The organism is Enterobacter cloacae complex sp. S2 (assembly GCF_015159675.1).
In the GTDB taxonomy this organism is placed as follows: domain Bacteria; phylum Pseudomonadota; class Gammaproteobacteria; order Enterobacterales; family Enterobacteriaceae; genus Enterobacter; species Enterobacter intestinihominis.
The window spans coordinates 40,726-67,234 of sequence record NZ_JADDTS010000025.1 but is presented as its reverse complement, the minus strand read 5'-3'; the positions used below and the strand labels follow the sequence as shown (position 1 = coordinate 67,234).

The window sequence follows — 26,509 nt, the reverse complement described above, 5'->3', positions numbered from 1 at the left end:
GCGTGGCGTGGCGTGGCGGCTCTGAAACCCGATCAGCAAATTCTCTGAAAACACCTGAATCCCACTTCTGGCCCCCTTCGGCTCCCGGCCAGCGCTGCTGTCCGGTCGTCGAGCCCCACTCCGCCAGGGCGGCCGCTGCGCACCCGCCGGGCTCCGCCGAACCCCTCCGGGTTTCGGGCTGACGCTAGGGTCTGATGGCGAAGGTCAAGGGCTGCGGCTTCTCCGGCCGTGCCGTCCGGAACGCCTTCACCGCGCCGGCTGATGCCGTCGCTTTAATGGCGCCACGCCGTTCCGACGTGTCGGGTGTGTGCATCCTGTTCCCCCGGTGAAGCCATCCCCCGTGCGTCCTCACGCGGAGGGCTGCTTGTAGCACCGTCGGGTCGTCATCCAAGGGGTGAAATGCACTCCGCCAAAACTTTTTGCGGGGCGCAAAAACTTTCGTCTCCGCCCCTTTCCTTCCTCCCTTCGCCGTTGCTCCTTTTGCCCTTTGCCGCGAGAGAACTCACCAGGGAGATGGACAACCATCACCACAGGAGAGAACCAGGATGCACACACGAAACGTCAACGTCAAAACCGCCGCTCAAGAATCTTCCAGGAAGATGGGGGAAGAACAAAACCCTGTTTCTGTCGCACGGGAGTGGGTGGCTCAGGCCACTTCGCTGAAGGCGGGGGTCACCGTCACCCTGTCCGATGTGTCCCGATACGGCGACGTGCAGGTGGAGATCCGCACCAACGGAACGCTTAACTGGCGCGCCTGGTCGTTTGAACCGGATTTTCTTTTTGAACTGAAACGCAATCTGCAATACGTGCAGCTTTAACCGGAGGCCGGATGTCCGGCTCTAACCCAGAGAAGGAGGAAACATGCAGAACCTTAACACCCGTCCGGCGACCCGTAAGGTCGGGCAGAGCACCGAAATCGTGAAGCTGCTGCGCATTCAGGCCAGCGACACCCACGTGGTCGAGTTTGACAACGTGGACACCCGATTTAATGACTGCAACAACTGGCAGGTGATGGCAGGAGGCAAACGAGTCCTGTTCAGCAACCGCATGTATGAGCGTTTTTCAGATGTGAAATCGGGGATCGTGGCAACGATCAACGTTTGTGAAAACAGCGGCAGCGTAACGGATAAAGCGATGCTGGAAGGGGCAAAAGTCATGATGCAGCTTCTTGATGGCTATCCGTCCTTTGGAGCACTGGCAGCACACCCGAAACGCATTACCGGTTAACCGAGTGCCGTGACCGGATCGCACTCCGGCCACGGCTAACCACAACTATCACTGAGAGGTAAAAATCATGGTCGCCACCAATACTACGGCAAAAAAACCAGCTAAGACCACCCGTCAGACAAAATCTGCGGAAAAAATCGCGCAGTCTACCGAACAGAAGCTCGTCCAGCTGCTCGCTGATACGCCCGTGCAAATCTTCCCGTACTCCCGCCTGTCACACACGGGCTTAAACACGCGCATCATTCCGCATACCGATCGGGAAGTGGAAGAGATGGCAGACAGCATTCAGGCAATGGGCATCCTGCAAAACCTGATCGGTGCAGAACTGCCGGACGGTACGATCGGCATTGTCGGCGGGGAAGGTCGCCGCAGAGGCACAGGCATTCTGGTGATGCGCGGTGTTCTCGATGCAGACACGCCGTTTGTTCCGGTGAAAGTCCTGCCCGTGGAGATGGCTGTGGCGGCCTCGATGATCGAGAACGGTCGACGTAAAAACATGCATCCCGCCGAGCAGATTATCGGTTTTCGTACCCTTCAGCAGGAAGGTAAAACGGCTTCTCAGATCGGCGCACTGATGGGTTATCACCCGCGCCACGTTCAGCGCTGCCTGAAGCTGGCTAATCTTGCCCCCTCCCTGCTGGATGCGCTGGCGCGGGATGAAATCACCCTTGAGCATTGTGAAGTGATGACCCTTGCCGACACTCATGAACGGCAGCTACAGGTCTGGGAAGAAGCGAAGGCACAGTGGAACGGCAGTATGCCAATGCCCCATACACTTCGCAAAATGGTGACTGACGACAAGATGGCCATCAGCCACCCGATGTTTGAGTATGTGGGCGAGGAAGCCTATACCGCCGCTGGCGGTACGCTGACCGCCGATCTGTTCAGCGACAGGGACAGTACCTTTGCCGATGCGGCGCTGGTGAGATCCCTGCTGGCTGGCAAGCTTACCGTGCTCGCCGCTCGCGTTAAGCAGGAGCAGGGCTGGGGCTGGGCTGAGTTCCGCATGACGGAACTGCGCGCCAGCGGTGAGGACGGTGAACTGTACCGTTTTGCCATGCCGAAAGCTGTCCTGACGGAAGAAGAACAGAAGCGCGTCAGTGAGCTGGAAGAACAAATGGAAGCTACTGAAAACTACGATGACGAATACGAGCTTCAGCAGCAGATCGATGACATTTACTGCGAGGCGGAGTATCGCGAAGCCACGCCGGAATTTCGCGCCGCGCACGGTATCTGGGTGTCATGGGATGGTGACAATTTCCAGGTTCAGCCTGGTATCCGCAGGCTGACCGACGAAGACCGGGCAGAAGAAGAACAGGCGCGTCAGGAACGTGAAAACAACGTGATCAGACACACCACGCCTGAAATACCCGCTGACGCCTATCCGGCAACGCTGGTTAAGGCCATGTCTGCGGAGCGCACTCTCGCCGTTCAGGCAGAACTGGCGGGTCGCCCTGATGTATCGGTGGCACTCCTGACGTGGACGCTATGTCTTACGCTCTTTGACCGCACCCACGGCAAGCGCAATGAACCGCTGAAAGCCTCCGTGTCCTCGAATCAGTATCACCTTGCATCACTGGCTCCATCCGGTGAGGAAGGGAAGGCGCTGACGGCGCTCAAAGCACAGAAAGAGGCGCTTCAGGCAACGCTTCCCGAAAACTGGCATCTCGATTTCACCTGGCTGCTGTCATGGTCAGCAGAGCAGGTGAACACCCTGCTGGGATTCTGTGCAGCGCACGGTATCAACGGTATTCAGGAACGTATGTATAACCATACGCAGAAAAGCGAACTGGACGGGCTGGAAGCGGCGCTGGACTTTGACCTGCGCAAATGGTGGCAGCCGGATGCTGAGAGCTACTTCGGTAAGCTCACGATTTCCCAGATTGGCAAAGCCTATGAAGAAGCCGGACTCAGCGCCCGTGCGGGTGAAGTTGTGAAACTCAAGCGCCGCGATGCGGCGAAGGCAGCCGAGCAGGATCTGAATGCTCAGGGCTGGCTGCCTGACTGGATGGTGCGCCCAGCGCCAGCCGCTGAGGCTGAAGAAGCCACCGAAACCGACGCTGACACCACTGACCACGCTGCTTAATACCGGAGGCCGCCGCCTTCGGGCGGCGGGAACAGACATGACCATGCAATATGACCTGAACCGAATTAACACCCTGACCGCATCCGACCTGGAGTTTATCCGCCAGCAGGGCGAAGACGCGCGCCGCGCACTCAGCGACGCCGTGACCGGCCTCCTGTCCACACCTGAAGGATGGTGCGTCTGCGCCGAGTTCCGCAGCGAGTTCGGCGGCTTCTTCCCTGTCCAGTGCCGCTTCAGCGCGGACGGCAGTGATGACTGGCATCTGTGCGTGTGCAGCCCCGGCGAAGTCTCGCCGTACTGGATTCTGGTGCTGCTCTCCTCCGGCGGTGAAGTGGTGCGTACCCTTTACCAGAGCGACACGCTCCAGCCTGACCGGATAAATCAGCTGATCGCGCAGCTGGCAGGTATGCGCCGCTTTAACTGCACTGCCCGCACCGTGGTGAAGCTGATGAATGTGGAGGTGACAGCATGATCCCGTCCTCACACGCGCTCGTTTCCCTGAAGCCCGCCCGTCAGGCAGCAATACAGGCTATCAGCCATGTTGAGTCTGCCCGCGAACGCGGCGCACGACTGCCCGCCATGCCGTATGTGCGTACCTTTCTGCGCCTTCTTACGGGCAGCGGTCGCCTCAACGCCACGGTGGCCAATAAAATACCTGGCCTGCACTGGGTACCAAACAACCGCCATTCGAACCTGAAACAGGTCGAGGAGGCACTCAACACCATGATCGCCACCGGAGGGGAAGCCTGCCCGCTGCCGCTCACGATTGACGTTCAGGCCGAGCTATTCCCTGAAGTCATGCACACCCGCACGGGTCGACGGCTGCACAGATCCGGCAATAAGACCACGCGTCAGCTTCGCCGCCAGTCCCGTGAGTACGAACAGCGCTGGAAACTGCGCCAGAACCTGCTGGAACAGGCAAAAGTCGATCTGAATTTTCAGTCACCGGAAACCGTCTGCACCTGGTATACCCGGTGGAGCGACGAGTTTGACGCGGCAGAGCTGGCCATACCGTTCTGGAACTGGCAGACGCGGTTCGCGTCGCTGAAGGAACTTGACTGGCTTCGCATGAGCGGCGACCCGCTGTATTCAGTCATGTACCAAATCCCGTTTATTGTCCGGGAAACACCTGAGCACATCCGGGTCGCTGAACGCTGGCAGATACCGAACAAGCTGCGTTATCAGCAGGGGGCAGAATGAGAAATAACCCCCGTAAAACGGAGCTGAAGGTCGCCCGCAGCCAGCGAAATAAGCTCCGTACCATGTCCGCAAAGCTGAAAGAAATGTGTTGCGAGTGGGACGGACTGAGTGGCTGGCTGGAAACCGAAAGCGAGCAGCTGGCTGAGAGTATAGACAGGCACCTTGAGGCGCTCGAAGACCAGATCCGTGAATGGTCAGAAGGTACGGATAACCGGGAGGGATATTGAACATCATCAGTCGCAGGTTCGACAAAAAAGAACCCGGAACCGTGTTCCGCCATGCTGAAAGCGGGAAGATCATGTATCGTCTCGATGCCCGGCTGGAGCGGGATGACTGGGAGATAGTGCAGGCGATAATCAGCCTTGTCTATAACGCCGGCGTGGCCGCCGGAAGCAAACAGCGAGCCGCTGAAATTCGTGAGGCTCTGGGGATTTCAGGAACTGAATGACGCGGAAAAACGATGAGGATTTATACAGTTTTCAGACTGTTATTCCTGGGCAGATGATCGACGACGGGATATAATGGCGATGGCGCTTGAGGCTTTTTGCCTCATGACGTGAAGGTGGTTTGTTACCGTGTTGTGTGGCAGAAAGCAGAAAGCCCCGTAGTTAATTTTCATTAACCCATGCACGGCGCCCATTTAGTTGGACTCTCAAATTGGAGAGTCCCATGTCAAGACGTAAGTACACCTTTGAACAGCGCCTCGAAGTGGTTATGCACTATTTAGCTACTGATGAAGGCTATCGCTTAACATCAGCTCGCTTTAACGTTCCCAGAACCCAGGTAAGAATATGGGTTGCAGCCTATGATGTTTATGGAGAAGAAGGTCTGAAGCCCAGAGATAAGGGCGTATCAATCGATCCCGAAATCAGAATTGAAGCTGTGAAAGCGGTGCTATCCGGTCAGATATCTCAGACACAGGCCGCGACTAAATTCAATGTTGCAGGTGCGTCATCTGTCGCCAAATGGCTAAAAGTGTACAAAGAGCAGGGTGAAGAAGGGCTTCGCTCACTCAAGGTAGGCACAAAAAGGGTATCTTACATGGCTGAACACCCTGAACTTATTGAAGCCGCAGAGGAACGATCAAAAGAGCAACGAATTCTTGAACTGGAAAGGAAGGTCAAACGTCTTGAATTACGGATACTTTATCTTCAAAAGCTGAAAGCCTTAGTTCGGTAAGAGATAAGGTTCGTGTTGTTGACGAACTAAGGCAGCATTACCCACTTGATCAGTTGCTGAGTACCGCCCGTATACCCAGGAGCACGTTTTACTATCATCTTAAAGCACTACGCTCTCCGGGAAAATATGATGAAATAAATCGTCGAATCAGCGAGATATATGATGAAAATCAGGGCCGCTATGGCTATCGACGGGTAACGCTGGCGCTCAGAAGAGAAGGGGGACTGATCAACCACAAAGTGGTTCAACGCCTGATGAATGCTCTTGATCTTAAAGCCGCTATCAAAGTAAAGCGCTATACCTCCTGGCGTGGCGAACGTGGGTGTGCTGCTGACAACCTCCTGCAACGTAACTTCAAAGCCAGCCGGCCCAACGAAAAATGGGTCACAGATGTCACCGAGTTCGCCGTCAACGGCCGCAAACTCTATCTTTCTCCGATCATCGATCTCTTTAATAACGAAGTCATTTCCTACAGTATCTCAGAACGCCCCACAATGCCGATGATTGACGACATGTTGATTAAGGCATTTGCCAGAATGGACGCCAACAGCAGACCAGTACTTCATTCAGATCAGGGTTGGCAGTACCGGCATCGGTGGTATCAGTATCAGTTGCGGGAGTTTGGGGTTCTGCAAAGCATGTCCCGCAAAGGAAACTGTCTGGACAATGCCTGCGCTGAGTGCTTTTTCGGGACGTTAAAATCAGAATGCTTCTACACCCGTAAATTCAACGATGTTGATGAGCTGAAGGTTGTTCTTGAGGATTACATTCGTTACTACAACACGCGGCGAATCAGTCTTAAATTTAACGGCCTCAGCCCGGTTGAATACCGCCTGAAGACCTACCCGCTGCGGCTTTAGCCACGTTATCCTGATTTCACCTGGGCGGTCTGATGTTAACAAGGGTGTTACGCGGCCGGACGGCCCTCAGCAGTATTGATACCAGCCCTGTTGTTGCGGGGCGTTTCTGATGTTCCGGACACGGCCAGGCTGAAATGAACAGCATTCAAAATGAGCAAAAAGTGCTTCTCGTAAAAAATTTACAAATCTTTTTTGCAGGAAAACATGCCTCTAGTTCGCAACAGGAAGCCCGGAGAGCGATTCTTCGTTATGCATAAGGCCAATTGTGTTTCAACAGTAAAAACTGTTTCTGAGGCTTTTGGTTGCGAATAGTGGGCTATTAACGCGTATTCCCGTAACGCTGAAAAGTAATGAATAGCTATGAATAGCAGTGACCTTGCAGGTAAACGTCAGGTTTATTACTATTCAGGCATCGTTACTGACCGGAACCACTCAACACTGGTATGTTGATGGGGTATTGATGTCGGAGAGTAATCTCCCCCAGCCTAAGAGCGGGATATCCAAAGACACAGACCGGAACCCAACAAGAGTGGATAACATCGATGATCTACTCTGGTGAAAAGGCGCTGATATCAGCGCCTTTTTGCTTTTCTGGACGTGTAAACCGTCTGTCCATTCAGTCGCAGATGTGCGACATATGCAAATTTCATGGGCCTACTCTTTGGTATGGAGTGTCGTCCCCACTGATTGACTTCATAAGCTGATACAACATAAAGCTTTAAGCCGTTCGGGTGACCGTTGTCCTTACGCAAGTCAAAGAAGATCGCATAGTCATTTACCTCCATATAATGATACATCTCATTGTTTCCCTTATTGATATGGGGAACAACGTAGGAGGTCAGAAGATTTGTTGAAAGCATCTGCGGCAGGTTAAGACTGGCAGCATATCTGTCAGCACAGAAAAATCGATCCGGTGGAATTTCCGGTCCGTTTCCTTTCTGGTCAGAAAAGACATGATTGCTGTAGTTGATTGTTATCTGTACGGGGTCAGGGATATTGGCGATTTCTGCCATAAACGTCAAAGGCGCGAGGTGCTTCATACAGTAGCTTTTTCCATTAAAGGAAAGATTTTTATGTGCGCCTTTCACTGTTATCCCTTACGAATCCAATGGAGCGGGAATTGTATCACAACCCCATGCGGGGCAGATGCGCCCGAGATGTAAAAGATGTGCATAGAGTACGCGCATGGCCGGCCTCACTGGCTGTTATCCTGAAGAGGCCAACCATGGTTACTATGTCTCCCTGTCAGATTTTGGCCTGATTTACCCGTGCGGACAGTGCCTGATGACTTTCCTTACGTTCGCTGTATCGGTCAGCCAGATAATCAGTCTGCCCTTTCAGGAGCAGGGTGATCTTAAATAATTCCTCGGTGACGTCGACGATACGGTCATACCAGGAAGAGGGTTTCATACGTCCGTTCTCATCGAATTCCTGCCATGCTTTGGCTACTGATGATTGGTTGGGGATAGTGAACATCCTCATCCAGCGTCCAAGAATACGCATCTGGTTCACGGCATTAAAAGACTGCGAGCCGCCACAAACCTGCATTACCGCAAGGGTTTTTCCCTGCGAAGGGCGAACCGCGCCTTCACTTAACGGGATCCAGTCGATTTGTGCCTTCATAACCGCGCTCATTGCCCCATGCCGCTCCGGCGAGCTCCACACCATCCCGTCACACCATCTGACCAGGCCGCGTAATTCGGTGACCTTAGGGTGCGTGTCCGGCGCATCATCCGGGAGGGGTAAACCGGAGGGGTTAAAGAGTTTCACCTCCGCGCCCATCGCCGTCAGCAGGCGACCGGCTTCCTCCGCGGCAAAGCGGCTGTAGGAGCGTTCCCTTACTGAGCCATACAGGATCAGAATCCGTGGCGGCTCCTGCAGGTGCAGGCGTTCGGCAATGTGTTGATCAAAGCATTCAGTATTCAGGGCAGGAAATTGTTCCATTTGTCTCCTCCGGAGAGAACAGATGATTTCAAAATTAATACATATGATTTAACATATGTGTATTCTAAAGGGAACGGAGTGAAAAATGCTACAACCTGTTCAGCTTTTCAAAATCCTGTCGGATGAAACCCGGCTCGCCATCGTCATGCTTCTCCGGGAGTCCGGAGAACTGTGCGTCTGCGATATCTGTGCGGCCACCTCCGAATCGCAGCCCAAAATATCGCGACATATGGCTATCCTGCGCGAGGCCGGGCTGGTACTTGACCGTCGGGAAGGCAAATGGATCCACTATCGTCTGTCACCCCACATACCGGCATGGGCAGCAGAGACAATCATGACGTCCTGGCAGTGTATGCGGGAGGATGTGCGTGAATGGCTGGATAAATCAGCCTGCACCTCCTGCTGAGAAAGAAAAACACATTTACATAATCATATATAACGGAGTCTAAGATGCTTTTGGCAGGGAGTATATTTTTGCTGACGCTGGTATTGGTGATCTGGCAACCCAGAGGCCTGAGTATTGGCTGGAGCGCGAGTATCGGGGCTGTGCTGGCGCTGGGAACCGGTGTCATCCATATCGCTGATATTCCCGTTGTCTGGAATATCGTCTGGAACGCGACAGCGGCATTTATTGCGGTCATCATCATCAGCCTGCTGCTCGATGAGTCCGGCTTCTTTGAATGGGCCGCACTGCACGTCTCCCGCTGGGGTAACGGACGTGGCCGCTTGCTGTTCACCTGGATAGTCTTGCTCGGTGCCGCTGTCGCTGCGTTGTTTGCCAATGATGGCGCCGCGCTGATCCTGACGCCGATTGTGATTGCGATGCTGCTCGCACTGGGGTTCAGCCAGGGCACGACACTGGCCTTTGTCATGGCTGCAGGATTTATTGCAGATACGGCCAGCCTGCCACTCATTGTTTCTAACCTGGTTAATATCGTCTCGGCGGACTTCTTCGGTCTGGGCTTTACGCAGTACGCCTCCGTTATGATCCCCGTGGATGCGGCAGCGATTGCGGCCACGCTGATCATGCTGCATCTCTTCTTCCGCAGGGATATTCCGGCAACGTATGACGTTTCGCTGCTGAAGACGCCTGCCAGTGCGATCAAGGATCCGGCAACCTTCAGGGCGGGCTGGATTGTCCTGTTATTGCTGCTTGTCGGTTTCTTTGTTCTGGAACCGCTGGGGATCCCGGTCAGTGCGATAGCGGCGGCTGGCGCAGCAGTGCTGTTTGTGGTGGCGAAAAGAGGCCATGCCATCAACACCGGGAAAGTCCTGCGCGGTGCGCCATGGCAGATCGTTATTTTCTCGCTGGGCATGTACCTCGTGGTCTATGGCCTGCGCAATGCAGGGCTCACGGAGTACCTGTCTGGCGTGCTGAATCTGCTGGAAGACAAGGGGTTATGGGCAGCGACGTTCGGCACCGGCTTCCTGACGGCATTTCTCTCATCAGTGATGAACAATATGCCGACGGTACTGATTGGCGCGCTGTCGATTGACGGGAGTACGGCGACCGGCGTCGTCAAAGAGGCAATGATTTATGCCAATGTGATTGGCTGCGATTTAGGCCCGAAAATCACCCCGATTGGCAGTCTGGCAACCCTGCTGTGGCTGCATGTGCTTGCCCAGAAAAATATAAAGATTACCTGGGGATATTACTTCCGTACCGGCATTGTTATGACTGTGCCGGTGCTGTTTGTCACTCTGGCCGCGCTGGCGTGGCGGCTCTCTGTCACTTTGTAATGAGATACTGATATGAGCAACATTACCATCTATCACAACCCGGCCTGTGGCACCTCACGCAACACGCTGGAGATGATCCGTAACAGCGGCAACGAACCAACGATAATTTATTATCTCGATACGCCCCCGACCCACGATGAGCTTATTAAACTTATTTCAGATATAGGAATTACGGTACGTGCATTGCTGCGTAAGAATGTTGAGCCTTATGAGCAACTGGGACTTGCAGATGACAGGTTTACCGATGAGCAACTGATAGAATTAATGCTGCAGCATCCAATTCTTATCAACCGGCCAATTGTTGTCACACCTGTAGGAACCCGCCTGTGCAGACCTTCAGAGGTGGTACTGGAAATTATTCCGGAACCTCAGCAGGGTGCATTCACGAAAGAAGATGGCGAAAAGGTTATTGATGAGGCAGGGAAGCGGGTGAAGTAATAAGCAACGAGATGGATAATTCGATTGCGGAACACGTTATTTAGCTTTAACAGCAAACAAAAAAGAGCCCATGTATTCCATGGACTCTTTCTGAGATGCCTCGATTATTCTGTCCAACTTTTGGGGGTCAGTACACCCACGAGGCCACCTGTATGCTTAGACAACATCAGGATAGCCTCTTAGATGCCGCGAGGCAAGGAGAAGAAGGCCTGTGTTAACACCAAGCTGTAATGTCCCCTTTGAACCATTCTAGAATGTCCCCAGACAATTCTCTGGGGGATTTTTCATGATCAAAGAGACTGTTACGATGAGTCATAAGGAACTCGACCGACTTCACATTATTCAGGAGTCACTTAATCGCCATATTACTCAGGAACAAGCTGCGGCACGCATTGGCATTTCTATTCGGCAGGTTAAACGTCTGGTGCAACGGTATAGAAATGAAGGGCCTTCTGGTCTAGTTTCCCGCCGACGTGGAAAGCGTCCCAATAATTCCTTTTCTACCGAATTCAGAGCAACAGTAATTTCACTCCTCAAAGGCCGCTACGCTGATTTTGGACCTACGCTTGCGTGCGAAAAATTGCGCGAGATACACGGCTTGTGTTTATCCATTGAAACTCTCAGGAAGTGGATGGTAGAGGAGGGCATATGGCGCGAACGTCGTCGTAAGTTTGCCCGAATTTATCAGCGCCGGATGCGGCGCCCATCCTACGGTGAACTCATCCAGATTGATGGCTCGCCTCATGACTGGTTTGAAGGTCGGGGCCCCAAATGCACACTGATAGTCTTTATCGATGATGCTACCAGCGCTCTGATGGCGCTACGATTCGCTCCTGCAGAAACAACCCGGGCTTACATGGAAACCCTCCGGGGTTACCTTAATGATCATGGCGTACCACTGGCTCTCTATTCTGACAGACACAGTATATTCAGAGTAAATAACCCGGAGCGGGAAGGAGAGTTGACTCAGTTCACACGTGCGATAAAGACACTGGGCATCGAGCCAATCCATGCCAACAGCCCGCAGGCAAAAGGGCGGGTAGAGCGTGCCAATCAGACACTGCAGGACAGGCTGGTCAAAGAAATGCGGCTTCAGGGTATCAGTGATATTGAAACAGCAAACGCATGGTTGCCGACCTTTATTGAAGCCTATAACAACCGGTTTGCTACGCCGCCTCGTATTGCTGATAACGCCCATCTTGATGTACACCATTCTGAAGAGGAACTGGGTTATATCTTCAGCCTCCAGGCGAAGCGCGTTCTCTCCAAAAATCTCACTTTCCAGTACAAAAGCAGTGCGTTTCAGATTCGCAGTGAAGGCCGGGGATATCGACTTCGGCATTCGGTTGTCACGGTATGCGAAAGCTTTAACGGTGAAATTAAGGTTCTGTATGATGGGAAAGCGTTGGGATGGGAAAAATATGTTGATGGCCCGGAGCCTATACCACTGGATGATGAAAAAAGTGTCCATGAACGTGTGGATAATGCCCGTTTTGATTTACGCTCAAAATTCTACGTAAAACCTAAAGCTGACCATCCTTGGCTCACGCGCCGCACGCAAAGTAATCAGCAAGTGAAGCCCCCTAAATTACCCAGAAAGAAGACTGATCCCGATAAAATGGACTGAAACCAGGCGTTATTCAGTTGAGTGCATATCCAGTCATAGGATAGATTCTTACGTAGCGTTTCTGGCGTGCATTTTCGGGTGGTTTGTTACTGTTTTTAACGGGGACACGTCAGAAACGCGCTCAGGCCGTCTGAGCGGTACGCGTAAATGCGACGTTATGGTAAATAGTCTGAACTAATGTCAGCGAAGAGCGGACGTTGGTAGATTACAATTAACAGCTGTCGGGTCACGAGATGTTTTTTTTGATTGTTACTCAAATACAATTCTCTCCGAAGACTGAGGATACATCGACCATTTATCATAATTGCTGTGGCAGAAAGGAATGTTTTTCTGCCACATACGGGGTCAGTTTACTTTTGGAAAGTCCACCACGGTGTCATTCACACGGTTGACCATATTCGTAAACAGAATCGCACTGACTGCACTGATGACTTCTACTACCTGTCGATCGCTAAAGCCTGCTGCCAGAAAACGACTGACGGTTTCTTCTGGTAAGGTGTTGCGGGTCGTCACCAGAGTTTTTACAAATTTGACCAATGCATCAATATGCGGATCTTCCGGGAACTCTCCCCGGCGTAATGCCTTAATTTGCTCAACGCTGTAACCTGCCATTTTCCCGGTTAACGTATGCGCCGCCAGACAGTAATCACATCCTGACACTTCACTGACCACAAGGTTAACGGCTTCAATTTCCTGTTTATTCAGCTGGCTTTTCGCCAGCGTGGCGTTGTGTGACAATGCCTGACCCAGAATGTCGGGGGCGATCCCGATGGTCTGGTAGGCATTCGGGACTTTACCCATCGCTCGTTTAATGGCGCTGAAGAGATCTGCAGTCTTGCCAGTAGCATTTTCAGGTTGTACGGAAGTTAAACGGCTCATCATTTTTTCCTTTCAGTTTAGGGTTTCGCCGTATCGGCCATGAGCACATAATAGGGCTTACCAGGCAGGCAGGTAGGCCGTATCGTCTCGATTATTTGTCTTATCGTCTCAGGAGCCAGAGTGGACAACCTCAGTCGTTTGCTTTCCTTATTTACTCCAGCATGTAGCGTTAATCTTCACTGCCGTTTTGCCGGGCGCTGGGATGTCGACCACCCGCAACAAGCCGCCGGTATTGTGCCCTGGCATGTCATTCTTCGTGGCGAAACGCGGCTCATTGTTGAAGGAAAGACGTTCGATGTGCGCGCCGGTGATATCATTCTGTTCCCGCACGGATCCCCGCATTTATTGCAAAGCCTGGTGGACTGGGGGCAGGTTGTTCCTGCTCAGGTCAACAATAATGGCATTGTCACTGATGTGTGGACGGAAGGACCGGGGCCTGCGGTTGAGGTATTGTGTGGAGAGTTTCATTTCGGGCCGGGTTATCGCTGGATGTTCGCCGATGAAACGGTACTGATCCATCTCCGTGCCGATGAGCAACACGATTGCCCTGAGCTGGAAACGCTGCTGGTAATGCTGGTACGCGAAAGTCTGGGTGGTTTACCGGGCGGTGCGAGTATCGTTAAGGGGCTGGCAGATACGTTGCTCGCGCTAATCCTGCGTATTTTGCTGTCGCTGCACGAGCCTCCTGCGGGTGTTTTACGGCTACTGAGCGACAAACGTCTTGCTCCTGCCGTTCTGGCCGTTATCGCTGATCCTGCATTGCCATGGACGATGGAGTCGATGGCGCAACGCTGTTTTCTCTCACGCGCCACCTTCGCCCGCCACTTTTCACACAGCTATCATCAGACGCCCCAAGTCTGGCTCAACCAGTTACGTATGGTGTTAGCGGCAAGACTGCTTTCAGAAGAGAAAAATCTGACAGCAGAGAGAGTGGCTGAACAGTGTGGTTTTTTGTCTCTGTCGTCTTTTTCTAAAGCGTTCAAAAAAACCTATGGCATAACGCCTGCTCTGCACCGTAAACGTGGGTAGAGTGAACCATGCCGTAAATTAACGCCCTGCGCGAAGCGACTGAGGTGGAATGCCATACCCGCGAATAAACACCTCCCGCATATGTCGTCTGTCGCGAAAACCGGACTCGCGGGCAATGGCATCCAGTGATAGGCGGCTTTGTTCAATCATTAATCTGGCAGCCTCAAGTCGGAGTCCTTCAATGGCTTTTGCCGGAGATTTACCCGTCTCCTGACGAAAAAGGCGGCTAAGTTGGCGGGCACTGATATGTACCGCATCTGCCAGCAGTTCCACCGTCAGTGTTTTGTGCAGATTATTACGGGCATATTCCAGCGCAGTTTGCAGACGGTCTGAGCGGGGTGCCAGGGCAAGAATTTCTGAATGCTGCGTCTGACCGCCGGAACGGCGCTGGTTCATTACCAGACGATGTGCCACAGTACGGGCAATGTCTGCGCCGAGATCTTTCTCCACCATGCCGAGTGCCATATCCAGCCCGGCTGTCATGCCAGCCGATGTCCAGATAGTGTCATCAATAATAAAAATACGATCATCTTCAAGCTGAATAGTGGGATGTCGCGAAGCCAGGCTGTGTGAGTGTGCCCAGTGCGTAGTGGCGCGTTTTTGCTCCAGCAGCCCGGCCTGTGCCAGTACAAATGCCCCGGTGCAGATCCCGGCAATCCGGCGCGTCTGGCGGGCGGTGGCTTGCAGAAAGTGAATGACACCCGGGCTAGCCGGTTCATCCACTGGCGATAATACGCCCGCCACCAGCCAGGTATCCACCTGCGTTTCCTCGCTCAATTTTGCCGAGTCTACACCAATACCCGAAGAAGAACGTACAGTCCCACCGTGTTCGGAGTAGACCTCGGGTTGATAAAACGGACTTTCAGTCACCAGATTGGCAAACTCAAATACCGTCAGCGTAGACAGCGCCAGCATCTGGAAATGGTCGGCAATGATGAGTCCTAAACGGTGCATCTCAACTCCTTTATGACAGGTGAACCGCCTGATATTTCGCAGAACGTGCTCGTAACCATTCAGACGTCCACAGACTGGCCAGTGCCAGCAGCAGGAACAGGACTGAGCTTATCATTACTCCGTAAAACCCCGACAGCGGATAAAGCCATGATGCCACCGCCGACCCAAAACCAATACCGCAGAACATAAAGGCGCTGGTTAACGCCAGCGAAATTCCACGCGTTTCCGCGGTCGAGATCTCCACAATACGTCGCTGTTGAGTGGGCCATAACAGGTCAGTGGAGAAGGCCCAGACCACCAGCAGGATATACAACAATGACAACTGAGCAGGTAGCAGAATAATAATCAGCATATCCGCAACCAGTAAGGTCAGACCGGCAACCAGTAATTGCTCTGCACTGTAGTGGCGTGCGGCGCGAGTAACAAAAAGATTCCCCACAATACCCGCAATGCCGATAACAGCCAGCGCTATCGATACGGAAGATATATCCCCCTGCCAGCGATCTCGGATAATCGGAGAGATAAAGGCATACATATCGTATACACCGGAGGTGATAAAAAAGACCACCAGAAAGGCTGTCAGCGTTTTCCCCTCTGTAAGTACCCGGGCGACCTGCCGCAAATGAATATCGGCACCTTTGACCTCGTTCGGAACCAGAATCCACACTCCCGCCGCCGTCACCAGGCTGACCAGTGTGACAAGCATGAACAGCAAGCGAGCCCCCCAGGCGCTGGCTACCCATGTCGCAAGCGGAATACCGACCATGCTGGCCATCGACACCCCGAGCAGAATAGTGGCAATGGCACTGCCACGCTCTTTCGGCGCGACCAGCTCAGCGCCGAGCGCGACCAGAACTGGGCCTATCAACGATGCCCCCAGCCCCATCACAATCCGCGAAGCCACCAGCAGCTTGTAGTCTGGAGCAATGGCAAATATAAAGGCCCCGAGCCCAAATACCAGCATGCCTGCCAGCACCTGTGTTCTGCGCATCAGCTTGCCGAACAGTACCTGCGCCAGCGGTGCGCCCAGCGCAAATGTCAGACCAAAAATAGAGAGCAGGCGGGCACTTTGTGCATCGCTTATCCCCCACTCCTGAGAAATCGAACCCAGGCTGCCCGCCACGGAAAGTGAACCCGTCGCCTGAATAAAATACGCCAGACTTAGCGCCCATAACGCGCGCCTTTGAGATGTTGTCAGATGATTTTGCATCATAAACTCCAGGGATGGGGCAGTTACCTGCCCCTGAGTCGGTCAGGCAACCTGAATGGGGTTATCTACCATTGACTGATTAAACGCGTTCACCATCTCGTGTTCGTTCACACCCGGATTCGCACGTGCAGGGAGCACACTATCTACAATCACTTCAATGGAATCTGTCGCCAGTTTGTCAAAAGTTTGCTGGATAAAATCAGCTACCGGCATCGCACGGGAATCACCGCTTTTGTAGATCAAATCGGTATCGACCCAAGGCGGTGAAATCTCGATCACATTCACACCGGCATCGCGCAGTAAAAAACGCTGCGACAGGGTATAAGAATGAATCGCTGCTTTGGTTGCTGAGTAGAGTGCATTCGTCACCAAGGGTAAAAAAGCCAGAATCGAACTGTTGTTGATCAATACCGCATCCGGTTGTTGTTTCAGGTGCTCAACAAAGGCTGAACTGACCCGAACAGTGCCCAACAGGTTCGTGTCCAGTAAGGTGGTGGCCATATCGTCATCCAGTTCGGCAGCTGGATTATCGAAGGGCATAATGCCAGCGTTATTGATCACCACATTCAGGGCCGGATAGCGGGAGAGCACCTCTTTCGCCGCCGATTTAATGCTGGATACATCGGTGACATCCAGTACCACGGAATCCATTCCCGGATTGGCGGACGTAACCGTGTCAAGAAGAGCTTTACGACGGCCTGAAATGATCACCTGATTACCCATTTGATGAAATTTTTCTGCCATCTCGCGGCCAATACCCGACGTGCCGCCAGTGATAAAAATAGTGTTGCTTGTCAGTTTCATACGGTTATTCCTGTTGGCTAAATACAAGGCTAGTGAGTAAGTCCGGCACGATAACGGCCGGCGGGTACATTGCTGGAGAGGTGCGGGATCATAGCCTGGCGACTACTTTCCATCGCCTGCCAGTAAGCTTCGTTATGCAGTGACGGGATGGTGACAAATTCCCCGTTAAGAAAACCCGTAAGCGCCGCGTCCACCAGATCGTAAGCGCTCATTACTATTGACTTATCGAGTTGGTCAAGGGGTAAACCACCGTTATCCCAGAACGGCGTTGCTGTCGCGCCCGGCAGCACGGCCTGAAAATGGATGCCCTTTTCAGAGAGTTCATGATGCAGTGACTGAGTGAATGCCAGAACAAAGGCTTTTGTGCCGCCGTACACGCCGTTAAGCAGTTCCGGCGCAAGGCTGACAATCGATGAGATATTGATGATGGCACCCACACCTCGCGCGACAAATCCGGGAACCACGCTGTAAGTCAGACGGGTCAGAGCAACGACATTGAGATTAATCATCGCCTGCATTTGATCGACATCGCTCGACAACAACGGCGTATGAGTTCCGACACCGGCATTGTTCACCAGGAGAGTAATGCTGGCATCGGCACGCAGTTTTTTCTCCAGAGCAGCAAGCTGTTGGGCATCACCCAGATCGGTTGCCAGCACTTCCACATTGCGGGCGGTGTCAGCAGTGATGTGACTCGCCATCTGATTTAGGCGGTTATGATTACGGGCGATAATGGTAAGGTCGTATCCCATGCGCGCCAGTCGACTGGCGTAAACGGCACCGATGCCGGTGGATGCACCAGTGATTACGGCAGTGCCTTTACCCGGTTGTGTTGCGACACTCATTGCAGACTCCTTTCGATCACCATTGATTCGATGAGAGAATCATAAGTGAGAAAGAAATGTCGTAAATGACAATTATGGTAGTTATTTAGGACATTGCGTATTTCTGTTCAAGTAACGGGCAGGAGAGAAAGTAACTATCGGGCTGCGGTTTCATTTCAGACACATAAGACTACTTACGGTGTGTAGTAATGTCCGCTCCTGGCACGGAGCGGACCAGCTAACTGAGCTGAAGGTCCGCTGTGAGCGAGAAGCGGAAGTTAGGGATCCATGTTTACATCGATGTGTTCTGAATCATATGGAACAGATCACCTGACGTTCTTGTTTTTCGGTTAGTGTGATTTATTTCTCTAAATATTCAATACGATAGCTGTATGCAAATCTATAAATAGCAATTGGTTTAATTTATGTTGTATTTCAGTTTGTAGAATAGAGACTAACCAAATACATAAGGATTGTTCTTTACATGAAAACATTAGTAATTGCCACCACCATTTTAATTGGTACTTTTCTAAGCGGTTGCTCTGTGCAAAATGATAAAACACAGTTTCAAGGCCTGGGTCTGACATATCAGTCCGATGTCAAAAAACTGGATAATGGGAACTACCTCACTGAGGTAGAAGCTGCTCCTGCTGCAGGTCGTATACGAGGCGCTATTGGCACTGCAACAAAAAAGGCTTCTGATTTCTGTAGGGTACAAAATAAATCTATGAAAGAAGTCAGAACTGATATTGATACACACTTACTTGTTAATGGCGTTGCTCGCCTGACGTTTAAATGCGTTTAAATATTCCTACGGTTTATGATTTTTCATAAAACTAAGGTGGCTGTTGTGAAATATGTTCTCTCTGCGCATATTCTTACGGCCACTAGGTGATAATATAGTTATCCCCTAAAAACGTCCCTTTCCCTGTTGGAGATATTCCGATATTCACCTATTTATACCAATACCTCCATTCTTCATTAAGGGCTAAGGAGCGGTTTGCTTGAGCTAGTAGTAACGTCCGTTCCTGGCACTAAGCGGACTGTGATCACACTTCTGACGTCTCGTTTTCTGACTTCCTTCGTGGCTTGCCCTAAGCATGTTGTAGTGCGATACTTGTAATGACATTTGTATTTACAAGAGGTGTGAGACATGGGTAGCATCAACCTGCGTATTGACGATGAACTTAAAGCGCGTTCTTACGCTGCGCTTGAAAAAATGGGTGTAACTCCCTCTGAGGCACTTCGCCTCATGCTTGAATATATTGCTGACAATGAACGTTTGCCGTTCAAACAGACACTCCTGAGTGATGAGGATGCTGAGCTCGTGGAGATCGTGAAAGAACGACTTCGCAATCCTAAGCTAGTACGTGTGACGCTGGATGAGCTCTGATGGCATATTTTCTGGATTTTGACGAGCGTGCACTAAAGGAATGGCGAAAGCTGGGCTCGACGGTACGTGAACAGCTAAAAAATAAGTTGGCTGAAGTGCTTGAGTCACCCCGAATTGATGCGAACAAGCTTCGGGGTATGCATGACTGTTACAAAATTAAGCTCCGGTCTTCAGGCTATCGTCTTGTATATCAGGTCATAGACGAGAAGGTTGTCGTCTTTGTGATTTCTGTCGGGAAAAGAGAGCGCTCGGAAGTTTATAGCGAGGCGGTCAAACGCATTCTCTGAAATAAAGCAGGACATCTCTGTTTCGCAGTAAAGGTGCCATTTCTGCTTTGCGTTGACAGGAGAAGAAGGCCATGAAACTGCCGCGAAACACCCTGCTCTGGTGCGTATTAATAGTGTGTCTCACACTGCTGATATTCACTTACCTGACACGGAAATCGCTCTGCGAAATCCGGTACAGGGACACGGACAGGGAGGTGGCAGCTTTTATGGCTTACGAATCCGCTAAGTAGCTAACCCCGGCGGGGGGAAACCCCCGCCATTCAGGGGCTGAGACTGTGTGGACATGCCTGAAGCGCCTTTATGAAGGGGTTGCCGGTTCGCCGGTAGCCCCTTTTTCCTTCCCGATGCGACCGCACGCCTGAACTTCCGGGAAGGGCTGTTCCCCTGCGGGGAACGGGGGAAGGGGGACGCGCCTTCGGCACCGTCCCTCTGCTCCCTCCGCCTTGCCCTCTCTCCTGCCTGATTTTGCTTAAGTCAGAGCACCACGAGTTACCTGCCTGTATCTGGCTTCAGCCTGGTTTTCCCTGTGTTCTTCATCCCGGGCATCATATCCGTCGTCCTGCTGGTTAACTTCCTCAGCTGCAGCTCCGTGGCCATAACCCGAAAACAGGGCAGGGCGATGGCCCCCTTCGGCTCCCGGCCAGCGCTGCTGTCCGGTCGTCGAGCCCCACTCCGCCAGGGCGGCTGCTGCGCACCCGCCGGGCTCCGCCGAATCCCTGCGGGTTTCGGGCTGACGCTAGGGTCTGATGGCGAAGGTCAAAGGCTGCGGCTTCTCCGGCCGTGCCGTCCGGAACGCCTTCACCGCGCCGGCTGATGCCGTCGCTTTAATGGCGCCACGCCGTTCCGACGTGTCGGGTGTGTGCATCCTGTTCCCCCGGTGAAGCCATCCCCCGTGTGTCCTCACGCGGAGGGCTGCTTGTAGCACCGTCGGGTCGTCATCCAAGGGGTGAAATGCACTCCGCCAAAACTTTTTGCGTGCCGCAAAAACTTTCGTCTCCGCCCCTTTCCTTCCTCCCTTCGCCGTTGCTCCTTTGCCCTTTGCCGCGAGAGAACTCACCAGGGAGATGGACAACCATCACCACAGGAGAAAACCAGGATGCACACACGAAACGTCAACGTCAAAACCGCCGCTCAAGAATCTTCCAGGAAGATGGGGGGGAAAACCGTGTCGTACACGATCCTCGTCGCTGAGACGAAAAAAAACTCTGAGGAGGAATCGGACGTTCTGGAGTTCAGCAGCCTTGCAGAGCTGAAGAAACTGCGCAGACGCTGCCCCGAAACAATGCGCTGCACCTATTTCTACGCCCTCAGCAGCGGCGTCGATAAACAGTTCCGCCATATCCATGTGGCTGAAGCTGACCACTTCAAACAGTTTGTGCGCCTGATCGAGCGCGAAGGTATCGACATTTAAATCCGGTTCACTCCGTGCGGCAGCCGCCGCCCGGAACCTCATCAGACAGGAGCCAGAAACATGAGCGTTAACACCCCGACCGCAAAGGCCTGTTCCGGAAATGGGCATATGTCAGGCCCGGAGCCTAAAACAGCCTCTCTAATTGCGATTTATGGCAATGAGGCGAGCTATTCATGGAACGTTCTGGAGGATCTGAAAGCTGCAGGTGCTTCTTATACCCGCAGAAACATTATCGCCGATATGTTCCGCCGTCTGGGCGTTCAGTAACCCGGACTTACCTTCGACCCGATGCGGTGCTGTATAGCAGCTACCGCCCGGAACTAAATCAAACAGGAGCCTGAAAGATGAACGTTAACCCCCCGACCGCTGCACCAGTGGCCTTTTTCGTTCCGTCTCATAACGCCGTTTATGACCGCGCAACACAACTGGACGGGCAGTGGGTGACTCAACGTGAAGCTAAAACGCTGGAATCCCTTCGCCGTCTCTATCCGGATGCGGAGCTGATCCCCGCGACTCTGGTACAGGAAAAGCAGAATGACGGCTATCGCCGTCCCTGGGTGGAAATCACCGAGGCCCGCTATATCGACCAGCTGGAAACGTTGCCGCCAGTGGACTGGTGCAGGGGGTATGGCGGGGAGTCGTTCAAATCGATGGAGTTTACGGGCGGGGATGTGACCGCGATTTTTGTCCGGTATGGCGCGCGTTTCTTTGAGTGCCATGACCTGCACACCCGCCATCACCGGGAGCTGATTGGCGACGTGATCGCCCGTTTCTGTCTCGATGCGCCGCTGAATTCCGCGCATTAAAAAAGCAGGGTAGCCGCAGCAACGGTGAACCGGCAATCACAACCAAAGTAAGGAGATTGATCGTGAAATTTGACCCGCAAACTGTCGCACAGGTGAAGGCATTTGTAAATGCCCTCCGCGCCGGAAAACGCGCTCGCGTACCCGCGCTGCGCTTCTCACAGTGGCAGCCGTTCCTGTCCGTGGTAAATGCCGAAACGGGCTACGCCACCGATGCTGACTGTGGTCTGGCTGTCAGCGTCTACCCGGCGCTTGGACTGGCTTAACAGGAGACGGCCGCCTGCGGGCGGCCGATAAGGAGAAACCATGTCACAACTGAGTTTTGAATCCCTGTTCCTGGCAGACCAGATTGATCCGCAGCCGCAGGGTTCTGCGCCTGCCCGGATGCTGTCGCCAGCTGAGGCGCGTAAAGAGTTCGCCAGTGTCTTCCGTCAGACGGCGAAAAATATGCGCCGTTCCGAAGTGTTCCGCGACTTCATCACCCTGGCAGCCAGCGAGCTGGATATGGCCCGTATTCGCTCGCCGGAGAACATCGAAAACAGCCGCCGCATCTGCGAACGGTATCAGCCGGACGATCTGGACGCCATGAAGCAGCTGTTCTGCCTGTTGGTGGAGGGGCTGGCGGGTGAAATTCATGATTTCCTCGGCGCTCTGTATATGGAGCAGGAGCTGGGCGCGGACGAAATGGGGCAGTATTTCTCCCCGTCCTGCATCTCCCGCCTGATGGCCGGACTACTCATGCCCGGCGCTCAGGAGACGATAAAGCGTGAGGGGTGGATAACGCTCGATGAGCCAGCCTGTGGTAGCGCCGGAATGGTCATTGCCTTTGCATACTGGATGGCTGAAGCGGGATATAACCCTTCAGAACAGCTGTATGCCACCTGCACTGACATCGATCCAATGGTGGCAGATAGCGGTGCATCACCGGCTGTTTTAATCTGCCAGTCACAGCTCACGCTCAGAACGGCCAGCGTTTCATCGTCGGTATCGACTGACTGTGTGGCGGTGATTTGCGTCGTTCCTTTCCGTGAATGGACTAACGATTTCGCCAGATGATCGATGCCGTTCTTGCCGGTAACGTAATGGCTGCTCATTCCCCGCCCTCCCCGATAACGCGGTAGCTCTCATCCCAGTGGGATTTGTTTTTCACGAACTCAACCACAGCCGGCTGATGAAAGTTGTCGTCCGTGTCCACCCAGGGGGCAATCCACAGGCGCTGCGTGGCGTCAGGAATACGCTGAACCGGAACGCGGCCCGCCGTGTTAACCGGCACGGGGGTCGCATGACTCGGCGTGGCCAGCGGCGTGACCAGTGAGCCGGATGTTTTCGCGGGCGCAGTGGTCAGAGGCCTGGCGGCGGTGGTTCCGGTTGCTGCGACGGAGACAGGACGGAACGGATTCACGACCGGTGCCGAATTGCGCAGTGCCGGCAGGGTTTCACCCGCAGGCTTTTTTGCGGTTTTCTCTGCCGTCAGGTCATCCAGACTTTTACCCTGAGCGGCCAGCTTGTTGGCCTCACCGGTGGTCAGGCACTGGTCGGTCGCGGTCTTGTTGCAGTCGAAATCAGAATTGAGACCGGCGCAGCCGGTCAGTGCGCTGCACAGCAGTGCAGCACCCAGTAGTTTTTTCATGGGGTAACTCCGGTTTTAATTTAAGGGGTATTCAGGGAGGGGTAATACTCAATTTCAATTATTTGCAGTTGCACTGAATCACAGTGAAAACCAACTGCACAGCAAGGCTGCCAAACACGCCGGCATAAAATAAATCCAGCGTCAGAAAGTTCAGGTTCATCTGGATAAAGCCATAAATACTCGCCACTATCAGCATTCCGCCCCACGGAACGACTGAACCATACATAAGAAACCTACCATCGAGTTTGTTAAAGGCTGAGTCGCTAAAGCATACGAGGAACAAGCTTAAGAGCAGACACACTCGCCAGGAGAACTGGGGGAGAAGGCCATTACGGTGCCGGTGCTCGATAAAATCACCCACACCCGTCATGAGTTCAATAAAACCGATGCCTGGGAAGCCGGGATGGTGGTTAAACGCGGCGATCGTTACCAGGACGTGCTGGCCGTTGACCGCAACGGCAGTACGGTCACGGTACGCGATGAGGAGGGGAAGATTGGACTGTATTCCCTGAAGGAACTCATCACCGGCGACGTGCAGCTGTTTCGCCGCAGCGAGAGGGAAGTCCGTGCCGGCGATCTGCTGAAGTTCACGGCGACAGACAAGGAGCAGGGACAGATGGCCAGCCAGCGCTATACGGTCGAGTCGGTCAGCGAAACGGGCAATATTCGTCTGAAGGGGGAAAACGGCCGCATTACCATCAATCCTCAGGCGGTCAGGGCGCAGCAGCATATTGACTACGGCTGGGCCGTCACCGGGTACGGTGCTCAGGGGGCCAGTAGCGACTATGTCATTGCGCTTGAGGGCACGGAAGGCGGGCGTAAGGCACTTGCCTCCCGTCGCGCCTTCTACATCTCGGCCTCGCGCGTGAAAGAGCACGTCCAGATTTATACCGACGGGAAGGCGGACTGGGTTAAGGCGGTAAAAACGCCGGAGCGGGATATCAAAACGGCGCACGATGCGCTGGCGCCAGAAACGCAGCGTAAACAGGCGAAAGCCATCTGGGCAATGGGACAGCCGGTGAATAAAACGGCCATGGGCCGCGCCTGGGTGCGCCATCAGGGCATGCAGGACGCGTCACTGACGGCAAAAATCATCCCGGCCACCCGGCGCTTTCCCGAACCGGCGCTGGCGCTGCCGGTGTATGACAACAACGGCCGGAGTGCGGGCCTGGCTCTGGTTTCCCTGGTTGCCAGCCCGGAAGGGCGGATGACACAGGGGGAGACCCGGATGGTCATGACAGAACGTGCCCGTGGTGCGGTACTGCAGCGAAGCCAGTCAGGCAACACGATTGTGGCCAGTGACCTGGCGGCCGCGCTTGATGCAGTACGACATCACCCGAAGGATGGTGTGGTCTGGCAGACCGGCGATGAGCCACCATCAGCACATCTGCTGAAAGTCAGCGGAGGTATCGTTACGGAGGCCGCATCAGAACACAAACTGATCCGTGACCAGGAGGAAACCACACGACAGACGGAAAAAGACATGCTTAACAAAGCCGTTAAAGCGGAAAAAGAAAAGAGTGAGACTCAGGAGCGTATTGTTGTGCCGGTGGAGGACGCGGTGCGTATTACGCCCGGGATGCTTGAGGTTGACGACCGGAATGAGCCAACGATTCCTGCCGGAAAAGTGCTCATTCAGGTTGCCAGCTCGGACAGCGTTAGCCACGATGAGATTGGCCGTCATATCAGGGCAGAAAAGGAACCATTGGCCAGCAAAGTTGCTTCGGAACGTGCGGGAGTCAGCCGCATTGTGAATGAGCTGGCCAATACCGAGCGGGATATTATCCGGCAACCCGAAAATAGCGAGCGCGGCCGCATGCCGGAGCGAGAAGAACAGACCCTCACCCGTACCATTCAGAAAGAACGTTAATCTCCCTTTTAACCATGAGACTCAGACGATGAAAGTACACAAATTAGCTGCATTAATAGTTACAACATACATAGGCTTTATTGCAACGGCACACGCTTCGGCCCCGCAGCTAGTCTTCAGCCCGGAGCAGGAGGCCCGTATCGGGGAAATCGCAGCAGACTACCTGGTGTCCCACCCGGAGATACTGGTAACGGTCAGTCATAAGCTGCAGGAACAGCAGGAGGCACGTAAGCAGAAGATGTTTGCACTCAGCGTGATGGAGAATCAGGCGAACCTTCTGCATGATCCGGACACACCGGTTTACGGTCCTGATAATGCAAAGGTCGCGGTGATTGAATTCTTTGATTACCAGTGCGTGTTCTGCAGCCGCTTCGCGCCGGAGCTGGAGAAGGTCATGAAAGCGCAGCCGGACGTCCGCTACCTCTTTAAGGAGTGGCCAATTTTTGGTGGTCGCTGGGAAGCCTCACTTCAGGCAGCGCAGCAGGGGCTGACGGTCTGGCAAAAGAAAGGGCCGCAGGCCTATGTCACCTATCACAATGCCATCTACGCCACCGGCCATAATGAAGGCAAGCTGACGGCGGAGGATATTCACGGGGCAGCGTCAAAGGCGGGGCTGACCACTCCAGCTCCTGGCGACCATACCGCGTCCCTTGAGAAAAATAGTAACCTGGCAGAGGCGCTGGGACTCACCGGAACGCCGGGGATCATCGTCATGCCCGTTAGCGGAGCCACTCCTGACACCATCACGGTCTTCCCGGAAGCCGTTACCGCTGAAAAACTCCAGGCTGCAATCCGGAAAGCCACCAGGGTGAAATGATCCTCAGTCCGAAGAACGTCTCCCGCCAGAGACTGTTTTTCATGTTCCGCGCGTAAATGCCATCTTCCTGTTCCGTTCTCCTGCGCTTCCTCGATCAGACCTGCCGGCCTGATACTGCGGCGAGCGCTGCCGGTTAAACGTCCCTTCAGGACAATTAGCACGCAAACAATGAACGCTAATCTGGCCTGACATCTGGAAATATTGCCAGCGAGAAGGTAGTATTCGGATCGTCAGCGATCGTCTTGTGGTGGGACAGATTGTTGATTCAGATTACTTTTGTGACCTAACTCAAACTGA

General features: G+C 53.5%; 31 protein-coding genes and 2 pseudogenes. 24 read left to right on the top strand and 9 right to left on the bottom strand.

Features of this window, described 5'->3' with window-relative positions; translation table 11 throughout:
- Nucleotides 1-545: 545 nt before the first annotated feature.
- The 8 genes from IPZ49_RS13095 (at nt 546) to IPZ49_RS13060 (ending at nt 6,552) form a co-directional block, all read left to right on the top strand.
- A complete protein-coding gene (locus tag IPZ49_RS13095; protein ID WP_023337954.1) occupies nt 546-818 on the top strand; it encodes a hypothetical protein in 273 nt (90 codons plus the stop codon).
- 43 nt (nt 819-861) lie between these two features.
- A complete protein-coding gene (locus IPZ49_RS13090) occupies nt 862-1,227 on the top strand; it encodes a hypothetical protein (protein ID WP_015572064.1) in 366 nt (121 codons plus the stop codon).
- Between the two features lie 67 nt (nt 1,228-1,294).
- Entirely contained in the window at nt 1,295-3,313 is a 2,019-nt protein-coding gene (locus IPZ49_RS13085) for a ParB/RepB/Spo0J family partition protein (RefSeq protein WP_015572065.1), read from the top strand.
- Between the two features lie 37 nt (nt 3,314-3,350).
- Nucleotides 3,351-3,785: a conjugation system SOS inhibitor PsiB gene (gene psiB / locus IPZ49_RS13080; RefSeq protein ID WP_015572066.1), complete on the top strand. Its 435-nt coding sequence runs from the start codon at nt 3,351-3,353 to the stop codon at nt 3,783-3,785.
- Nucleotides 3,782-4,513 (top strand): plasmid SOS inhibition protein A, encoded by a 732-nt coding sequence (locus IPZ49_RS13075; RefSeq protein ID WP_063932889.1) that lies wholly within the window; start codon nt 3,782-3,784, stop codon nt 4,511-4,513. Before psiB ends, IPZ49_RS13075 begins: the two co-directional genes overlap by 4 nt.
- On the top strand, nt 4,510-4,740 hold the full coding sequence (locus IPZ49_RS13070; protein ID WP_015572068.1) for a hypothetical protein: 231 nt from the start codon (nt 4,510-4,512) through the stop codon (nt 4,738-4,740). The genes IPZ49_RS13075 and IPZ49_RS13070 overlap by 4 nt, the downstream gene beginning before the upstream one ends.
- The gene (locus IPZ49_RS13065) at nt 4,737-4,961 is read left to right on the top strand and encodes a hypothetical protein (protein ID WP_004146150.1); all 225 of its coding nucleotides are present in this window, start codon (nt 4,737-4,739) and stop codon (nt 4,959-4,961) included. Before IPZ49_RS13070 ends, IPZ49_RS13065 begins: the two co-directional genes overlap by 4 nt.
- Before the next feature lie 221 nt (nt 4,962-5,182).
- Nucleotides 5,183-6,552, top strand: a protein-coding gene (locus IPZ49_RS13060) for an IS3 family transposase (protein ID WP_100247355.1) whose coding sequence is annotated in 2 segments (ribosomal slippage) — nt 5,183-5,666 and nt 5,666-6,552 — 1,371 coding nt in all. Because the reading frame shifts where the segments join, the coding sequence is not laid out codon by codon here.
- 572 nt (nt 6,553-7,124) lie between these two features.
- Here the strand turns inward: IPZ49_RS13060 and IPZ49_RS13055 are convergent.
- Nucleotides 7,125-7,640 carry a hypothetical protein gene (locus IPZ49_RS13055; RefSeq protein WP_032664851.1) on the bottom strand — a complete coding sequence of 172 codons (516 nt, stop codon included), beginning with the start codon at nt 7,638-7,640 and terminating at the stop codon, nt 7,125-7,127.
- A gap of 157 nt (nt 7,641-7,797) precedes the next feature.
- Nucleotides 7,798-8,496, bottom strand: coding sequence for an arsenical resistance protein ArsH (arsH, locus tag IPZ49_RS13050; protein ID WP_015572073.1), 699 nt, complete (start codon nt 8,494-8,496; stop codon nt 7,798-7,800).
- An 85-nt stretch (nt 8,497-8,581) separates the two neighbouring features.
- On the opposite strand from arsH, the gene IPZ49_RS13045 reads away from it, so the two are divergent.
- The 4 genes from IPZ49_RS13045 to IPZ49_RS13030 all read left to right on the top strand — a co-directional run bounded on the left by IPZ49_RS13045 (nt 8,582) and on the right by IPZ49_RS13030 (nt 12,301).
- Nucleotides 8,582-8,902, top strand: coding sequence for a transcriptional regulator (locus IPZ49_RS13045; RefSeq protein WP_032664848.1), 321 nt, complete (start codon nt 8,582-8,584; stop codon nt 8,900-8,902).
- Between the two features lie 44 nt (nt 8,903-8,946).
- Nucleotides 8,947-10,236, top strand: coding sequence for an arsenic transporter (locus IPZ49_RS13040; RefSeq protein WP_032664847.1), 1,290 nt, complete (start codon nt 8,947-8,949; stop codon nt 10,234-10,236).
- 12 nt (nt 10,237-10,248) lie between these two features.
- Nucleotides 10,249-10,674, top strand: coding sequence for a glutaredoxin-dependent arsenate reductase (gene arsC, locus IPZ49_RS13035; RefSeq protein WP_015572074.1), 426 nt, complete (start codon nt 10,249-10,251; stop codon nt 10,672-10,674).
- A 286-nt stretch (nt 10,675-10,960) separates the two neighbouring features.
- Nucleotides 10,961-12,301, top strand: coding sequence for an ISNCY family transposase (locus IPZ49_RS13030; protein ID WP_015572075.1), 1,341 nt, complete (start codon nt 10,961-10,963; stop codon nt 12,299-12,301).
- A gap of 345 nt (nt 12,302-12,646) precedes the next feature.
- On the opposite strand, the gene IPZ49_RS13025 is transcribed toward IPZ49_RS13030, so the two are convergent.
- Nucleotides 12,647-13,180 (bottom strand): carboxymuconolactone decarboxylase family protein, encoded by a 534-nt coding sequence (locus tag IPZ49_RS13025; protein WP_004118098.1) that lies wholly within the window; start codon nt 13,178-13,180, stop codon nt 12,647-12,649.
- 120 nt (nt 13,181-13,300) lie between these two features.
- Here IPZ49_RS13025 and IPZ49_RS13020 point away from each other — a divergent pair, with 120 nt between their 5' ends.
- The gene (locus IPZ49_RS13020) at nt 13,301-14,209 is read left to right on the top strand and encodes an AraC family transcriptional regulator (protein WP_004118099.1); all 909 of its coding nucleotides are present in this window, start codon (nt 13,301-13,303) and stop codon (nt 14,207-14,209) included.
- An 18-nt stretch (nt 14,210-14,227) separates the two neighbouring features.
- Here the strand turns inward: IPZ49_RS13020 and IPZ49_RS13015 are convergent, their stop codons facing one another.
- From IPZ49_RS13015 to IPZ49_RS13000, 4 genes are read right to left on the bottom strand one after another with little or no spacing between them, the layout of a single operon-like run.
- The gene (locus IPZ49_RS13015) at nt 14,228-15,163 is read right to left on the bottom strand and encodes a GlxA family transcriptional regulator (RefSeq protein ID WP_004118100.1); all 936 of its coding nucleotides are present in this window, start codon (nt 15,161-15,163) and stop codon (nt 14,228-14,230) included.
- Nucleotides 15,164-15,173: 10 nt separating this feature from the next.
- Nucleotides 15,174-16,373, bottom strand: a complete 1,200-nt coding sequence (locus IPZ49_RS13010; protein WP_032670835.1) for an MFS transporter — start codon at nt 16,371-16,373, stop codon at nt 15,174-15,176.
- A 42-nt stretch (nt 16,374-16,415) separates the two neighbouring features.
- Nucleotides 16,416-17,177, bottom strand: a complete 762-nt coding sequence (locus tag IPZ49_RS13005; protein ID WP_063147226.1) for an SDR family oxidoreductase — start codon at nt 17,175-17,177, stop codon at nt 16,416-16,418.
- Between the two features lie 29 nt (nt 17,178-17,206).
- Nucleotides 17,207-18,022, bottom strand: a complete 816-nt coding sequence (locus IPZ49_RS13000; RefSeq protein ID WP_032670836.1) for an SDR family oxidoreductase — start codon at nt 18,020-18,022, stop codon at nt 17,207-17,209.
- 463 nt (nt 18,023-18,485) lie between these two features.
- Here IPZ49_RS13000 and IPZ49_RS12995 point away from each other — a divergent pair, with 463 nt between their 5' ends.
- The gene (locus IPZ49_RS12995) at nt 18,486-18,806 is read left to right on the top strand and encodes a hypothetical protein (protein WP_004197483.1); all 321 of its coding nucleotides are present in this window, start codon (nt 18,486-18,488) and stop codon (nt 18,804-18,806) included.
- 203 nt (nt 18,807-19,009) lie between these two features.
- Here IPZ49_RS12995 and IPZ49_RS23185 read toward each other — a convergent pair.
- Nucleotides 19,010-19,130: pseudogene (locus IPZ49_RS23185) on the bottom strand (hypothetical protein); the annotation flags it as partial.
- A 24-nt stretch (nt 19,131-19,154) separates the two neighbouring features.
- Here IPZ49_RS23185 and relB point away from each other — a divergent pair.
- The 8 genes from relB to IPZ49_RS12955 all read left to right on the top strand — a co-directional run bounded on the left by relB (nt 19,155) and on the right by IPZ49_RS12955 (nt 22,951).
- Nucleotides 19,155-19,394 carry a type II toxin-antitoxin system antitoxin RelB gene (relB, locus tag IPZ49_RS12990; RefSeq protein WP_025766490.1) on the top strand — a complete coding sequence of 80 codons (240 nt, stop codon included), beginning with the start codon at nt 19,155-19,157 and terminating at the stop codon, nt 19,392-19,394.
- A complete protein-coding gene (locus tag IPZ49_RS12985; protein WP_015572079.1) occupies nt 19,394-19,681 on the top strand; it encodes a type II toxin-antitoxin system RelE/ParE family toxin in 288 nt (95 codons plus the stop codon). Before relB ends, IPZ49_RS12985 begins: the two co-directional genes overlap by 1 nt.
- Before the next feature lie 71 nt (nt 19,682-19,752).
- Nucleotides 19,753-19,911 carry a type I toxin-antitoxin system Hok family toxin gene (locus IPZ49_RS23410; protein ID WP_013087178.1) on the top strand — a complete coding sequence of 53 codons (159 nt, stop codon included), beginning with the start codon at nt 19,753-19,755 and terminating at the stop codon, nt 19,909-19,911.
- Between the two features lie 866 nt (nt 19,912-20,777).
- Entirely contained in the window at nt 20,778-21,092 is a 315-nt protein-coding gene (locus tag IPZ49_RS12975; protein ID WP_063617449.1) for a hypothetical protein, read from the top strand.
- Nucleotides 21,093-21,152: 60 nt separating this feature from the next.
- Nucleotides 21,153-21,359 (top strand): hypothetical protein, encoded by a 207-nt coding sequence (locus tag IPZ49_RS12970; protein ID WP_063147230.1) that lies wholly within the window; start codon nt 21,153-21,155, stop codon nt 21,357-21,359.
- A 77-nt stretch (nt 21,360-21,436) separates the two neighbouring features.
- Nucleotides 21,437-21,898, top strand: a complete 462-nt coding sequence (locus IPZ49_RS12965) for a DUF1419 domain-containing protein (RefSeq protein ID WP_063147232.1) — start codon at nt 21,437-21,439, stop codon at nt 21,896-21,898.
- Between the two features lie 62 nt (nt 21,899-21,960).
- Entirely contained in the window at nt 21,961-22,161 is a 201-nt protein-coding gene (locus IPZ49_RS12960; RefSeq protein WP_063147234.1) for a hypothetical protein, read from the top strand.
- A 40-nt stretch (nt 22,162-22,201) separates the two neighbouring features.
- Nucleotides 22,202-22,951: an N-6 DNA methylase gene (locus IPZ49_RS12955; RefSeq protein ID WP_227754094.1), complete on the top strand. Its 750-nt coding sequence runs from the start codon at nt 22,202-22,204 to the stop codon at nt 22,949-22,951.
- A 34-nt stretch (nt 22,952-22,985) separates the two neighbouring features.
- On the opposite strand, the gene traV is transcribed toward IPZ49_RS12955, so the two are convergent.
- The gene (gene traV / locus IPZ49_RS12950) at nt 22,986-23,525 is read right to left on the bottom strand and encodes a type IV conjugative transfer system lipoprotein TraV (RefSeq protein ID WP_015572095.1); all 540 of its coding nucleotides are present in this window, start codon (nt 23,523-23,525) and stop codon (nt 22,986-22,988) included.
- 307 nt (nt 23,526-23,832) lie between these two features.
- Between traV and IPZ49_RS12945 the strand changes: the two are divergent.
- Together IPZ49_RS12945 and IPZ49_RS12940 are read left to right on the top strand one after the other, a co-directional pair.
- A pseudogene (locus IPZ49_RS12945) lies at nt 23,833-25,395 on the top strand (conjugative transfer relaxase/helicase TraI domain-containing protein); the annotation flags it as partial.
- A 28-nt stretch (nt 25,396-25,423) separates the two neighbouring features.
- Nucleotides 25,424-26,212, top strand: a complete 789-nt coding sequence (locus tag IPZ49_RS12940; RefSeq protein ID WP_015572118.1) for a DsbA family protein — start codon at nt 25,424-25,426, stop codon at nt 26,210-26,212.
- Nucleotides 26,213-26,509 lie beyond the last annotated feature (297 nt).

Coding starts and splice junctions, on each gene's coding strand:
- traV (WP_015572095.1), bottom strand. CDS start 23,525: ATGAAAAAACTACTGGGTGCTGCACTGCTGTGCAGCGCACTGACCGGC.
- IPZ49_RS13095 (WP_023337954.1), top strand. CDS start 546: ATGCACACACGAAACGTCAACGTCAAAACCGCCGCTCAAGAATCTTCC.
- IPZ49_RS23410 (WP_013087178.1), top strand. CDS start 19,753: ATGAAACTGCCGCGAAACACCCTGCTCTGGTGCGTATTAATAGTGTGT.
- IPZ49_RS13025 (WP_004118098.1), bottom strand. CDS start 13,180: ATGAGCCGTTTAACTTCCGTACAACCTGAAAATGCTACTGGCAAGACT.
- IPZ49_RS12975 (WP_063617449.1), top strand. CDS start 20,778: ATGCACACACGAAACGTCAACGTCAAAACCGCCGCTCAAGAATCTTCC.
- IPZ49_RS13005 (WP_063147226.1), bottom strand. CDS start 17,177: ATGAAACTGACAAGCAACACTATTTTTATCACTGGCGGCACGTCGGGT.
- arsC (WP_015572074.1), top strand. CDS start 10,249: ATGAGCAACATTACCATCTATCACAACCCGGCCTGTGGCACCTCACGC.
- IPZ49_RS13015 (WP_004118100.1), bottom strand. CDS start 15,163: ATGCACCGTTTAGGACTCATCATTGCCGACCATTTCCAGATGCTGGCG.
- IPZ49_RS13070 (WP_015572068.1), top strand. CDS start 4,510: ATGAGAAATAACCCCCGTAAAACGGAGCTGAAGGTCGCCCGCAGCCAG.
- IPZ49_RS13085 (WP_015572065.1), top strand. CDS start 1,295: ATGGTCGCCACCAATACTACGGCAAAAAAACCAGCTAAGACCACCCGT.
- IPZ49_RS12985 (WP_015572079.1), top strand. CDS start 19,394: ATGGCATATTTTCTGGATTTTGACGAGCGTGCACTAAAGGAATGGCGA.
- IPZ49_RS12940 (WP_015572118.1), top strand. CDS start 25,424: ATGAAAGTACACAAATTAGCTGCATTAATAGTTACAACATACATAGGC.
- IPZ49_RS13045 (WP_032664848.1), top strand. CDS start 8,582: ATGCTACAACCTGTTCAGCTTTTCAAAATCCTGTCGGATGAAACCCGG.
- psiB (WP_015572066.1), top strand. CDS start 3,351: ATGACCATGCAATATGACCTGAACCGAATTAACACCCTGACCGCATCC.
- IPZ49_RS13040 (WP_032664847.1), top strand. CDS start 8,947: ATGCTTTTGGCAGGGAGTATATTTTTGCTGACGCTGGTATTGGTGATC.
- arsH (WP_015572073.1), bottom strand. CDS start 8,496: ATGGAACAATTTCCTGCCCTGAATACTGAATGCTTTGATCAACACATT.
- IPZ49_RS12955 (WP_227754094.1), top strand. CDS start 22,202: ATGTCACAACTGAGTTTTGAATCCCTGTTCCTGGCAGACCAGATTGAT.
- IPZ49_RS12965 (WP_063147232.1), top strand. CDS start 21,437: ATGAACGTTAACCCCCCGACCGCTGCACCAGTGGCCTTTTTCGTTCCG.
- relB (WP_025766490.1), top strand. CDS start 19,155: ATGGGTAGCATCAACCTGCGTATTGACGATGAACTTAAAGCGCGTTCT.
- IPZ49_RS13030 (WP_015572075.1), top strand. CDS start 10,961: ATGATCAAAGAGACTGTTACGATGAGTCATAAGGAACTCGACCGACTT.
- IPZ49_RS13075 (WP_063932889.1), top strand. CDS start 3,782: ATGATCCCGTCCTCACACGCGCTCGTTTCCCTGAAGCCCGCCCGTCAG.
- IPZ49_RS13000 (WP_032670836.1), bottom strand. CDS start 18,022: ATGAGTGTCGCAACACAACCGGGTAAAGGCACTGCCGTAATCACTGGT.
- IPZ49_RS12970 (WP_063147230.1), top strand. CDS start 21,153: ATGAGCGTTAACACCCCGACCGCAAAGGCCTGTTCCGGAAATGGGCAT.
- IPZ49_RS13010 (WP_032670835.1), bottom strand. CDS start 16,373: ATGCAAAATCATCTGACAACATCTCAAAGGCGCGCGTTATGGGCGCTA.
- IPZ49_RS12995 (WP_004197483.1), top strand. CDS start 18,486: ATGAAAACATTAGTAATTGCCACCACCATTTTAATTGGTACTTTTCTA.
- IPZ49_RS13090 (WP_015572064.1), top strand. CDS start 862: ATGCAGAACCTTAACACCCGTCCGGCGACCCGTAAGGTCGGGCAGAGC.